The organism is Corynebacterium sp. 212_CJEI (genome assembly GCF_001055915.1).
In the GTDB taxonomy this organism is placed as follows: Bacteria; Actinomycetota; Actinomycetes; order Mycobacteriales; family Mycobacteriaceae; genus Corynebacterium; species Corynebacterium jeikeium_D.
Window position 1 is genome coordinate 25721 of record NZ_JVPT01000065.1, and the last position, 12594, is coordinate 38314.

The following is a 12594-nucleotide window of genomic DNA, read 5'->3' on the forward strand; positions in this document are numbered from 1 at the left end:
AACAGTGGCTGATCGCATTGAACTCAAAGGTCTGAAAGCCCGCGGCTACCACGGCTGTCTCGACTTCGAGCGCCGTGATGGCCAGGACTTCATCTGTGACGTCACCCTGTGGCTGGATTTCTCCGGTGCCGCTGCCAGCGACGAGCTGGACGACACCGTCAACTACGCCGACATCGCAGCCACAGCGCACGGAATTTTGACCGGCACTCCGCGCAACCTCATCGAAACCGTCGCGACCGAGATTGCCGAAGCAGTGCTTGCCGACGACGATGGCCGCGCCGAACGCGGATTGTCCCCGCTGTTACATGCGGTGGAAGTGACCATTCACAAACCGCATGCGCCCATTCCGCTCGACTTTGATGACGCTGCGGTAACAGCCCGCCGTTCGCGGAAGAAGCGGTTGGCATGATTCGCGCCGTTCTTTCTATCGGCGCGAACATGGACCGCGCGCGAGAAAACCTAACTGGTGTGCAGGCCTTCTTCGCCGATGAATTGGTCGCAGCCTCAAAAATTTATGCCACCCCACCTTGGGGTGGGGTAGAGCAGGGTGACTTCCTCAATGCCGTGCTCATTGTCGATACGTCCCGGACACCAATGGAGCTGCTGGAAGCTGGTTGGAAACTGGAAAATGACGCTGGTCGAGTGCGCGAAATTCACTGGGGACCACGGGCGCTCGACGTGGACATTGTGCAGGTCACTGACAAGGACACCGGCGAGGAGATCATCTCTGACGATTCGACTCTGACCCTGCCGCATCCGTGGGCAACCGAGCGTGCCTTTGTACTGGTGCCGTGGCTCGATGCCGACCCGGATGCCGAATTGGGGGGAGTTCGGGTCGCGGCACTCGTCGATAAGCTGGCACCTGAAGACGTAAACGCAGTGCGTCTAGCAGACAGCGCAGATGGAGAAGAGGCCTAGAGATGAAACCGACCTCACCGATTACGTTGGCTGCATCTGCGCTGGTTCTCGCACTGGCGTCATGGATGATCGTGGCACAGTTTTTCGGTGCGCTCGGGCCACGAAGTTGGTGGGACCTGGGGTTTCCCTGGTTGCTCACAGCTGTCTGTGTGGCGGCAGCGCGGTGGATTAAGTCGGTGCTGAAAGAGGGGAAGGTCGGGCAGGATCGCAGCCAGGTGCAGCCGTTAACGTTGTCGCGATGGCTGGTGGTCGGTACGGCATCCGCGTGGTTGGGTGCGATTCTCGGAGGTTTGTACGCCGGTGGCGTGCTGTGGGCTTTGCCGAAGTGGACGGAGCTTGCGGCTGCACAGGCCGACGGGCCGATCATGATTGTCGGCACAGTATCCGGCATTTTGCTCGCTGCGGCGGGGCTGTGGCTGGAAAAAGTTTGCCAATTGCCAACTGATGGCGAAAATTCTTCGCCTCCTAGCGGGGAAATGGGAACTAACTCGGTAGGGTGGGAGTTATGACTGACCTCTCCAACGCCGGTAATGACCCGAAGCGCTCGGTTGATGCCGCATATTTTCAGGGCGACGCGGCAGCTACTTCGTCGGATATGGCCGAGTCTCCGTCTCCGTCGCCTTCTTCGGCTTTCGAAAGCTACTCCGCTGGGGCTAACTCCGGGGCTGATGCGGCATATGCAGATGAGCAGAGCAATGATGTGACGAAATTCAGTTCTACCGATGGTATGACGGAGAAAACCGCCGTCATTCTCATGGTTGTGCTGCTGGTGCTCGCGGTGATTGCCAGTATCGTCATGCTCTTTGCCTCCTCTGCCGGGTGGATGAAGGTTGCCGTGCTGCTGGCGTTGTGGTCGGCAGTTATCGGGGCTGTGCTGGTGACTCGATACCGCAAGACCATTGCGTTGGAGCGCAAGCGGTTGGAGACAATCGAGGAACTGCACAAGGTGGAGCTTGACCGCGAGCTGGCTACTCACCGTGAGCAGGAGCTGATTCTCGAGCAGAACTACCTGGACTCGCTTGAGGGTAACAACGATGACAACATTGCGGCGCTGCGCGCTGAGGTCTTTGCACTGCGTGCCCAGCTTGCTGAGTTCATGGGGGAGGATTTCGACGACGAGCAGGTTGCTCTTCGCGCCCAGGCCGAGCGTCTGCGTGAGCTCGACTCGCCACAGCAGGCCTCGCCGATGAAGGATCCGACCGGTCACGACCGGCCGACACCACGCGCGACTTCCCACCGCGCTGAGATGACCGCTAACGGCACTGTTGGCGTTCATACCCAGCACGGCGGCACGGGCTCCGCTTCCTCCGCTTCGCCGGTGGAAGACGCCGAGGCCACCGACATGCGCCGTACATTCTCGCCGTCTGGCCAGCCGGTTGACGTCCACGAAGTCGCCGATTCCAAGGATGACGAAGCCGTTTCCAAGGAGAAGTTCTCCACTAACTCTTTCCGCGCCATCAACTGGCAGGAAACCCCGGCCGAGGACGCCGCAGAGGACGATTCTCAGGGCGGTGCTCACGAGGCACACGGTGCACGGCACCCATTCGCTGCGCCGGAATCGGACGATGCCTCGGACTCTCCGACTCGCCAGCTGCAGGCCATTCGCGATGAGGACCTCGCAGAAGAGCCAGCTCAGAAACCGGCTCAGGCTCCTGAGCAGGAGCCTGCAAGCCACGGTCGGCGCCGTGCTGAGGACAACAAGGGCAGCCTGACGGTTGCCGAGCTGATGGCGCAGATGCGCAAGAAGAGGGAGCAGCGCGAGGACGAAGAGGCCTAGTCGCTTACCGAGTATGCGCGGCCTACTCACTGCACATAGCTGGTTTGGTCTAACCTAGTCAGTCATGACGCAAAGCCAGCATGATTCCCATCCCCATCGGACAACCGCTCCGCGGTTGGCGGTGGGGATTATTTCTGCCGGAAAAGTCGGGGTCGCGCTCGGCCAGGCGTTAGAGCACTGTGGGCATCGTGTCACTCACGTGGTCGCGCGCTCACCAGAATCTGTCACACGAGCGCATCTACGTCTCCCGAACGCACAGGTTAGTAGCATTGCCGACACAGCTTCCACCTGCGAGCTCATCGTCATCGCCGTGCCGGATCGCGCCATCGCAGAGGTCGCGGAGGACGTCGCCCGCCATGTCGGCCCCGGACGCATCGTCATGCATACTTCTGGTTCCCTCGGGCGTGCCGTGCTCGATCCGGTCGCACTCACCGGCGCGCTGACCATCGCCGCCCATCCCGCAATGACATTCGCAGGGCTTGACGACGACTCCGAGCTCCTGACCGGCTGCCCATGGGGCATCACTGTTGGGGATGAGCTCGCGAAAACAGTCAGTGAACTGCTCATTGGTGAACTCGGCGGTCGTCCGGTGTTCATCAACGAACGTCACCGCGGTCTCTATCACGCGGCTATGGCCCATGGCTCAAACGGTCTGGGCGCAGTTGTGGTCGATGCAGTAGAAATGCTGGCAACCACTATCGGCGGAGATGCAGCAGCCGAAGACACCGACATAGCTGAGCTGCGTCGAGGCCAGGCCGCCGAGCTGCTCCGCCCACTGCTGGAAGCTTCATTGGACAATGCCTTGAGGTGGGGTTCCCGGGGGCTGACTGGCCCGGTGACGCGGGACGACCTTGGGACCGTCGTCAAGCACGAACGTGAAATTGAAGCGGTGGCACCGGAAATGGGAACCGCCTACCTGGCTCTTGCCGAGCGCATCGCCGAGCTGCGCGGTGCCAACGAGGTTTTGCGGTACCTACGCCGATGAGCTGAGCGGACTGGCTGTTCTGGTCATCCGGGATGTGGCGTAAGGTATTGCCGTCGGGCGAAAAGTTTGGTCCGGTAGATCTGAACGCGGAGGAAACATGACGGGTTATACCGCCGGAGAGACAACTGTTCACAAGACTATTGCGGGAATCGCGCAGGTCACCCGTGCGTTGCGGAAGACCGGGCGGCCGGTGGTGCTCGTACCTACGATGGGTGCGCTACACCAGGGGCACCTTGAACTAGTACAGGCCGCGAAGACGCTGCCGCGCGCTGTTGTGGTGGTGTCGATTTTCGTCAATCCGCTGCAGTTCGGTGAGGGGGAGGACTTTGACGCCTACCCGCGGACTCTGGAGGAAGACGTTGAGAAGCTCCGCGCTGTCGGTGCTGAGCTGGTCTTTGCGCCGAACGCGAAGGAGATGTACCCCAACGGTTTCCGCACGACGGTGCAGCCGGGGCCGCTGGCTTCGGAGCTCGAAGGTGCTACTCGCCCGGGGCACTTTGCCGGTGCGTTGACGGTGGTCAACAAGCTTTTCAACATCACCAACTGCACTGATGCCGTTTTTGGTGAGAAGGACTACCAGCAGCTGTGCCTGATGCAGCAGATGGTCACTGACCTGAATATGCCGGTGCAGTTGCACGGTGTACCGGTGATTCGCGAGGCCGATGGGCTGGCTATGAGCTCCCGCAACCGCTATCTTTCCGAGGAGCAGCGCAATCTCGCAGTAACCCTGTCCGCTGCGCTGACTGCCGGCGCTTTTGTCGCGGACCGTGGTGCGGATGCTGTGCTGGAAACCGCGCGTGGCGTGCTCGCCAGCCAGCCTGAGGTCGAGTTGGATTATTTGGAGCTGCGTGACGCTGCGCTCGCCCCGCTTTCCGACGAGGTGTTGCGCGGCGACGGCCAGGAGACTGAAGCTCGCCTACTGGTTGCTGCGAAGGTCGGCACTACTCGTCTCATTGATAATGTTGGCTTGATTCTGGGTGCGCCGCGCCCGGATTCGGCAAACGGTTTCGGTCAGCTCGGGCAGAAGGACGCCGAAATTGCGTCAGCGGCCCTGTCGGCTGCGGGGCTGGACGGCGAGCTGACTGAGCAAGAGGCTGCTGAGTTGGCTGAGCTGCAGGAAAAGGTCCGCGCTGCTCGGGATGCCCGCCTGAAAGATGAGTCCAGCAAAGAAAACCTGAAGAACGCCGGCTTTGGCGTTGAGCAGGACAGCGAGTAGGACGGCTTTTCGAAGTAGTTTTTCGTGGCTGGGAAGTTGTCGTATTATAGTGTGCCGACTAACAACCTGCCACGCTAAGGGGTGCCGCGGTAGGCAAGCATCCAGGGGACGAATCCAGGAAGGGACCTACCTTTTTCATGTTTCGCACTATGTTGAAGTCCAAGATTCACCGTGCCACGGTGACTCAGGCTGATCTTCACTACGTTGGATCGTGCACGATTGACGCTGATTTGATGGAAGCGGCCGACCTGCTTGAAGGTGAAGCCGTCGACATCGTCGATATCAATAATGGCAACCGGCTTACTACTTACTGCATTACCGGAGAGCGCGGCTCGGGCATCATTTCTATCAATGGTGCCGCCGCTCGTCTGATATCGCCGGGTGATCTGGTTATTATCATCGGCTACGGAATGATGGATGACGCTGAGGCGCGTACGTACAAGCCGAATGTCATCTTCGTCGATGAGGACAACAAGATTCTGGAAAGTGGCAATGACCCGGCGGATGTGCCGGAGGGTTCTGATTTGAAGAATCCGCGTAGCCCGGAGAACCAGGGCTAGTCCACGTAGCCCGCAGAGCTGGGGCTCGACTGCGTAGTTGGAGAGAAGAGTCGAGCCGGAGAACCGCAACACCAGGGTGTTCACTTTGCGTTAAAGCGCAAGTCATTAGACCGTCAGCTAAAGCTCATTGGCGAGTTGATTTTTAGAAACCGAAAGGTAACGCAACGTCCTTAGCTTCTTAGAGGATCTAAAAGTTTTAGTTTTCCATTTCCTCACCTAGTCGAAGCTATACAAAGGCGGTCTCCCCATGGTTCGTATTGGCAAGAATCTGCTGACAAATCCTTTTGCTACCTCTCGCAGCTCTCTGACCTGCACTTACAAGTGTGGTAATGCCTGTGCTGACGATGCTCCGAACGAGTTCTCGGACAACCAGTACTTCGGTGATGTTGCGAAGGAGGCGTTCTCCCAGCGCGCATTCTCCCGTCGCGCGGCACTGAAGGTCACTGGTGCTAGTGCTCTTGCGGTCGGCGGTGGCGCCGTGCTGGCCGCTTGCTCCTCTGATGATTCGGGCAGCGCCGCAGGTGGCTCCGACGCCTCCGGTACCGCTGCTGCCGGTGACGGTAGCAAGGACGAATCGCCGGAGGGTATGCGTTTCGAAGCCGTCAAGCCGAACACGGAAGACGCAGTCGTTATCCCGGACGGCTACGAGCAGAATGTTCTGATTCGCTGGGGCGACCCAATCCACGAGGGTGGCCCGGAGTTCGACTTTGACAAGCAGACTCCGGAAAACCAGCTGAAGCAGTTCGGCTTCAACAATGACTTCGCTGGCCTGATTAAGGCTGAAGACGGCACACTGCTGTACGTTTGCTCGCACGAGTACACCACCGAGCCGATGATGTTCCGTGCCTACAAGAAAGAAGATGCCACTAAGGAGCAGGTCGACATCGGACTGGCTGCCCACGGCCAGACCATCCTTGCTGTGGAAGAGGATGACAAGGGATTCCTGAAGCCAATTCTCAGCGACAAGCGTAACCGTCGCATCACTGGCTTCACCGAATTCACAGTTGACGGCCCGGCTGCTGGTCACGATCTGCTGAAGACCAAGGCTGACCCGACCGGTATGAAGGTCGAGGGAACTTTGAACAACTGCTCCGGTGGTGTTACTCCGTGGGGTACCTACCTGTCCGGTGAGGAGAACGTTGACCAGTACTTCGGCAACGTTGGCAAGCTCAAGGACGAGGACGCAGTTAAGAAGCTCAAGCGCTACTCGGTCAAGAATGAAGAGCTGTCCGACCGCGCGTGGGAGAAGTACTACGACCGCTTCGATGTCTCCAAGGAGCCGAACGAGCCGAACCGCTTCTTCTGGCTGGTAGAGATTGACCCATCTGACCCGAACTCCACCCCGGTCAAGCACACCGCAGTGGGCCGTTTCAAGCATGAAGCCGGTCAGATTTACGTCACCGACGACGGCACGGTCGTGTGCTACTCCGGCGACGACGAGCGTTTCGAATACATCTACAAGTTCGTCTCCTCCCGCAAGATTAAGGAGGGGGACCTCAAGCACAACATGGGCATTCTGTCCGAGGGCACTCTCTACGTCGGTAAGTTCAACGGTAATTCCGAGTCCGAGATTGACGGCTCCGGTGAGCTGCCGAAGGACGGCCGTTTCGACGGTGACATTGAGTGGCTTCCGCTGATGACCGCCAAGGCAGACGGCAAGCACGAGTCCCACGTTGATGGCATGACCGCCGAAGAGGTCTGCATCTACACCCGCATCGCCGGTGACAAGGTCGGTGCGACCCGTATGGACCGCCCGGAGGATATCGAGCCGTCTCCGAAGACCGGTAAGGTCTACGCGGCGCTGACCAACAACAAGTACCGCGGTAAGGCGGGCGCGAAGGACGACAAGGGCAAGGAACGCAAGGATGGTGCAGGGCGCCCGCTTGCCGACGCCGTCGAGGTCGCACCAATCACCGAGAACAAGAATGGCCTTGTTCTGGAGATGGAAGATGACCACGCCGGTACCAAGGGCAAGTGGAACCTCCTGCTGGTCTGTGGTGACCCGAACGAGGCTTACACCTACTTCGGTGGCTTCGACAAGGAATCGGTCTCGCCAATTTCCTGCCCGGACAACGTCGCCTTTGACGAGTACGGCAACCTGTGGGTTTCCACCGACGGCAACGCGCTGGACTCCAACGACGGCCTTTTCGCCGTTGCCGTCGAAGGCGAGCGTCGTGGTGAGACCAAGTGCTTCCTGACTGTTCCGGTTGCTGCAGAGACCTGTGGTCCGCAGATCTTCTCCAACCGCGTGATGGTCAACGTCCAGCACCCGGGCGAAATCGAGACGGATCAGGGTCATCCAGTCGGCGACAACCCGGACCCGACCACCAACCCGACCTCGCACTGGCCGGACGGCGGCAAGGAGCAGCCACGCCCGGCCGTCGTTCAGGTTGTACGCACTGATGGCAAGAAGATTGGCGTCTAAAGGGCACTCAACTAGCAGGTCGGCGGTGTAGTCGGCTAACCTTTATAGCCGTGACTGACGCGAAGAAGACCCCTGAAAACACCGCCACCGTTCCTGAGCAGCTGCGCATTCGCCGCGAGAAGCGTGACCGCCTGCTCGAGGCTGGAATTCAGCCGTACCCGGTTGAGGTTCCCCGTACTCACTCTCTCAAGGATGTCCGTGAAGAGTGGGGCCACCTCGAGGCTGGCGAGGAGACTCAGGATGTCGTGACCGTCATTGGTCGTGTCATGTTTATTCGTAACACCGGCAAGCTCTGCTTTGCCGCTCTGCAGGAGGGTGACGGCACGACCCTGCAGGCCATGCTTTCCAAGGCTGAGGTCGGCGAGGACGCCCTGGCTGCTTGGAAGTCGGACGTAGATATGGGCGACTTCGTCCTCATTACTGGCCGCGTAATTTCTTCGCGCCGCGGCGAGTTGTCTGTGATGGCTACCGAGTGGCAGATGGCCTCGAAGGCTCTGCGTCCGCTGCCGGTGTCGTTCGCTGATCTGTCCGAGGACAGCCGCGTGCGTCACCGCTACACGGACCTGATTATGCGTGAGCAGGCTCGTACTAACGCACTGACTCGTATCAAGGTCATCCGCGAGCTGCGCCACGCCCTTGAGCGTCGCGGTTTCCTCGAGGTCGAAACCCCGATGCTGCAGACTCTGCACGGCGGTGCAGCTGCACGTCCATTCGTGACGCATTCCAACGCTTTGGACATCGATCTCTACCTGCGTATCGCGCCGGAGCTTTTCCTCAAGCGCTGCGTCGTCGGCGGTATGGAGCGAGTCTTTGAGATCAACCGTAACTTCCGCAACGAGGGTATCGACTCCTCGCACAGCCCGGAGTTCGCGATGCTGGAGTACTACGAGGCATTCGGCACCTACGATGACTCCGCCCGCACCGTCCGCGAGGTCATTCAGGAAATCTGCGTCGCGGTCTTCGGTTCGACGACCGTCACGCTTGCCGACGGTACGGAGTTCGACTTCGGCGGCGAGTGGAAGCAGATTGAGATGTACCCGTCGCTGAACGAGGCACTTGCTCGCAAGTTCCCTGGTCAGCCGGAAGTCACTATTGACTCGACCGTCGAGGAGCTAAAGGCAATCGCCGATGTGATTGGCCTTGAGGTTCCGGAGAAGGGCGGCTGGGGCCACGGCAAGCTGGTTGAGGAAATCTGGGAGCTGCTCTGTGAAGACCAGCTCGACGGTCCTATCTTTGTCCGCGACTTCCCGGTCGAGACCTCTCCGCTGACTCGTCAGCACCGCTCCAAGCCTGGCGTGACCGAGAAGTGGGATCTTTACGTCCGTGGCTTCGAGCTGGCTACCGGCTACTCCGAGCTGGTTGACCCGGTTGTCCAGCGTGAGCGCTTTGAGGATCAGGCGCGACTGGCCGCTGGCGGCGACGACGAGGCCATGGTTCTGGATGAGGACTTCCTGCACGCAATGGAGCAGGGCATGCCGCCGACGACCGGTGTGGGCATGGGCATTGACCGCCTGCTGATGGCCCTGACCGGCCTTGGCATTCGCGAAACCGTGCTGTTCCCGATCGTGAAGCCGGAAGCGTAAGCGACTGAATTCATGTGTAGTTATCCCGGTGTTATCACCGGGATTATTTTTATCCCGTAATTTCTTCACCCGTGAATTCGGTAAATGGGAATAAGAAAATTGATCGGCGATCCGTATTGCGCTTGGGAGCAGTAGCGGGTGCGGGGGCTGTAGCGGTTGCCGTCAATAGCGTCGGGACGCGAGCAGTTGCATCGGCGGCCCCGAACCAGTCGCCGTTTCCATTCACCGGGTTGACCAGCGGCCTTGTTGTGACGGACCTGGAAGTCGTGACCGTGACCGATACGTCGGTGACATTTTCGTGGGCGACGTATGCAGGCCCACATCCAGCGTGGGGGAAGCTGGCTCCACTGGCGCCAGCCGACACTGAAGTTGCGCTAGTGCCAGTCGATGCCGATGAGGGCGGCGAGCTACCCGTGGTACATAAGGACGAGACGCAGGTTGGCTACCACTTTGTGACCGTCGATAAGCTGCGCCCTGGAACCACGTACCGTTTCGAATGTCGATCGAATGGACTGGTCGCCGAGCCGGGATTAATTACCCGAAACCTCCCCAATGCACCCGAGCAAACTGGACAGTTCACGACGTTGGTCGCTCCGGAAGGGGAGTACCTGACCACGATTGCCATCCTCAATGACACGCATATTGGCGAAAATGGGCACGGTATTATCACCGGCGATTTCCCCGCTCCTATCTTTTCTGAACCGGGTGCCGCGCCGTATCCCGAGGTCATGCTGACGGCTGCGCTCGCCGAGCTGCGGGGGATGGGGATTGAAAAGGTTTTCGTCAACGGTGATGCCACGTCGGAAGCACGTCCGGCGGAGGTGCGTCGATTTGCCGAGATTATGAATACTTTTGGTGCTCAGGAGCGGCAGTGGTTTGTCACCCGCGGCAATCATGATCGTCCGCATAAGCCGGATGCCGATCCATCTGCTGGCTACGACGAATTCCCGGTTTTGGAGGGTACCGAGAATCATCGCGATCCCTTCGGTGTTCTCCTGGGGCGTCCGCGGCAGGAACTGTGGGTCACTCAGCAGGGGCCGGTCCGTGTCATAGGGCTGGATTCATCGAAGTTGGATGAGTCCGGCGGCGAAATTAGCCCGGAACAGTTCGATGCACTGGAGCGGGAATTGCAGCGTGACCCCAGTAAGCCGACAGTTGTGCTGGCTCATCACCCAATTACCTCCGAGGCTGGTTGGACACATGCTGCCGGGCCCACCTTCATTCTCAACAGCGCTGATGCACGACGCTTGCAGCAGATGCTTAACGACGCTCCGGGTGTATTCTTTGCGGGGGCAGGTCACACCCACCGTGCAAAGCGTACTCGCGGTGATTTTGGTGCCGGCGTTGATTATTTGGAGACCGGCGCGTGCAAGGCATACCCCGGTGGCTACACACTGCTGCATGTCTACTCCGGTGGTTACCAGGTTAATTTCCATCGTTTGAGCAGCGAAGATGCGCTTGCATGGACTGCGCGTGCCCGTTGGGCGATGTACGGCTTCGAGCCCGAGGCGCTGCTTGGTGAGCTCGCTGATCGCAACTACGTTGTTAACCGCGTTATCGCCTGACAAGTTAGAAACCTGAAAGTTTTCTGTTGCTTGGCAATGTTTTTTCAATTCCTGTGACAACGGTCACGTGATTCATTTATTGTTATGCCAGTAATAGTTCTGACTCGAAAGGCCATGATCACATGAGCGAGAAGAAGAACCGCGAAGATTCGACTGTCGGCCGCAATAACCCTGGTCGCGACGCTATCGGAGCGGCAATGCGGTTCATCACGTCGATTACTGGTTCGGACTTCGCCCAGAAGTACGACCTTCAGCCAAAGATCGACCGCGTGGTGTACCAGTCCACCAAGTCCGGTTTTAAGACCCTTGGTGCCGCGAACCGTCAGTTTAAGAAGATTTCCGGTTCCGGTAAGCCGGAGCGTCCGGCTGAGGAAGCCCAGGCTGCACAGGAGGCCGCAGCCGAGGAGAAGGCAAAGAAGCTCTTCGACCTCACCCCGACCGAGGATCAGCAGATGATCGTCGAGACGGTTAAGGAGTTTGCTGAGTCGCGCTTGCGCGAGGCTGCTTACAAGTCCGACCACGAGGCAACTCCCCCGGAGAATCTCGTCTCTGAGGCTTCTGAGCTGGGCGTCACTATGATCAACGTCCCGGAGGCTTTCGAGGGCATCGCTACCGGCGAGGACGTCACCACCAACGCGCTGGTCGCGGAGGCTCTGTCCTACGGTGACATGGGTCTGGCTCTGGCAGTGCTGGCTCCGGCCGGTGTCGCTGCCACCCTGACCGCTCACGGCTCCGACTCGCAGCAGAAGACCTACCTGCCGGCATTCGCTGGCGAGAACGTCCCGGCCGCCGCTGTTGTTCTCGCAGAGCCGCGCCCGCTTTTCGACGCACGCAAGCCTGAAACCACCGCAAAGCGCGAGGGCGATTCGCTGGTCCTCAACGGTGTTAAGTCCTTCGTTCCGAACGCCGGCGCAGCTGAGCTGTTCATCATCGGTGTTGAGCTCGAGGGTAAGCCGGCTCTGGTTATCGTTGAGTCCGACACTGAAGGTCTCCACGTTGAGGCTGACCCGTCCATGGGTCTGCGCGGTGCCGCAATGGGTCGCGTCATCCTGAAGGATGTCAAGGTTCCGGCCGAGAACATTCTCGGCGGCGCTAGCACCTCGGCTGCAGACCGTGAAGAGGCATACCTCGACATTCTGCGTCGTTCCCGCCTCGGCTGGGCAGCTCTTGCAATGGGTACTTCTCAGGCAGTTCTCGACTACGTCATTCCTTACGTCAATGAGCGTCAGGCATTCGGCGAGCCGATTTCCCACCGCCAGGCAGTGGCCTTCATGGTCGCCGACATCAAGATTGAGCTCGATGGTCTCCGCATGATTACTCTCCGCGGTGCTTCCCGCGCTGACCAGGGTCGCGGCTTCGCTCGCGAGGCAGCTCTGGCTAAGACCTTCGCCACTGAAAAGGGTATGAAGATTGGTTCCGACGGTGTGCAGCTGCTCGGTGGCCACGGCTTCACCAAGGAGCACCCGGTTGAGCGTTGGTACCGTGACCTCCGCGCAATTGGTGTCGCCGAAGGCATCGTCGTTCTGTAAACCGCTAGATACTTCAGCCGAAAAGAATTAAGAGGA

At 59.4% G+C, this 12594-nt stretch carries 10 protein-coding genes and 1 pseudogene; all 11 read left to right on the forward strand.

Features of this window, described 5'->3' with window-relative positions:
• Window positions 1–4: 4 nt before the first annotated feature.
• The 11 genes and pseudogenes from folB to ADB02_RS08810 all read left to right on the forward strand — a co-directional run bounded on the left by folB (window position 5) and on the right by ADB02_RS08810 (window position 12558).
• Window positions 5–409, forward strand: a complete 405-nt coding sequence (folB, locus tag ADB02_RS08760) for a dihydroneopterin aldolase (protein WP_016421486.1) — start codon at window positions 5–7, stop codon at window positions 407–409.
• Window positions 406–918: a 2-amino-4-hydroxy-6-hydroxymethyldihydropteridine diphosphokinase gene (gene folK, locus ADB02_RS08765; RefSeq protein WP_016421485.1), complete on the forward strand. Its 513-nt coding sequence runs from the start codon at window positions 406–408 to the stop codon at window positions 916–918. The genes folB and folK overlap by 4 nt, the downstream gene beginning before the upstream one ends.
• A 2-nt stretch (window positions 919–920) precedes the next feature.
• Window positions 921–1427, forward strand: a complete 507-nt coding sequence (locus tag ADB02_RS08770) for a DUF3180 domain-containing protein (RefSeq protein WP_049190665.1) — start codon at window positions 921–923, stop codon at window positions 1425–1427.
• Complete coding sequence (locus ADB02_RS08775) at window positions 1424–2695, forward strand: DUF6779 domain-containing protein (RefSeq protein ID WP_049190668.1); 1272 nt, start codon at window positions 1424–1426, stop codon at window positions 2693–2695. The genes ADB02_RS08770 and ADB02_RS08775 overlap by 4 nt, the downstream gene beginning before the upstream one ends.
• Before the next feature lie 64 nt (window positions 2696–2759).
• A complete protein-coding gene (locus ADB02_RS08780) occupies window positions 2760–3680 on the forward strand; it encodes a Rossmann-like and DUF2520 domain-containing protein (protein WP_049190670.1) in 921 nt (306 codons plus the stop codon).
• Between the two features lie 97 nt (window positions 3681–3777).
• A pseudogene (gene panC / locus ADB02_RS08785) lies at window positions 3778–4719 on the forward strand (pantoate--beta-alanine ligase); the annotation flags it as partial.
• A gap of 314 nt (window positions 4720–5033) precedes the next feature.
• Window positions 5034–5456 carry an aspartate 1-decarboxylase gene (gene panD, locus ADB02_RS08790; protein WP_016421480.1) on the forward strand — a complete coding sequence of 141 codons (423 nt, stop codon included), beginning with the start codon at window positions 5034–5036 and terminating at the stop codon, window positions 5454–5456.
• Between the two features lie 247 nt (window positions 5457–5703).
• The gene (locus tag ADB02_RS08795) at window positions 5704–7881 is read left to right on the forward strand and encodes a PhoX family protein (RefSeq protein ID WP_049171890.1); all 2178 of its coding nucleotides are present in this window, start codon (window positions 5704–5706) and stop codon (window positions 7879–7881) included.
• A 50-nt stretch (window positions 7882–7931) separates the two neighbouring features.
• On the forward strand, window positions 7932–9464 hold the full coding sequence (gene lysS, locus ADB02_RS08800) for a lysine--tRNA ligase (protein ID WP_016421478.1): 1533 nt from the start codon (window positions 7932–7934) through the stop codon (window positions 9462–9464).
• Between the two features lie 71 nt (window positions 9465–9535).
• Entirely contained in the window at window positions 9536–11029 is a 1494-nt protein-coding gene (locus tag ADB02_RS08805) for a metallophosphoesterase family protein (RefSeq protein WP_049190673.1), read from the forward strand.
• 122 nt (window positions 11030–11151) lie between these two features.
• Complete coding sequence (locus ADB02_RS08810; protein WP_048731769.1) at window positions 11152–12558, forward strand: acyl-CoA dehydrogenase family protein; 1407 nt, start codon at window positions 11152–11154, stop codon at window positions 12556–12558.
• The last annotated feature ends 36 nt before the right edge of the window (window positions 12559–12594 follow it).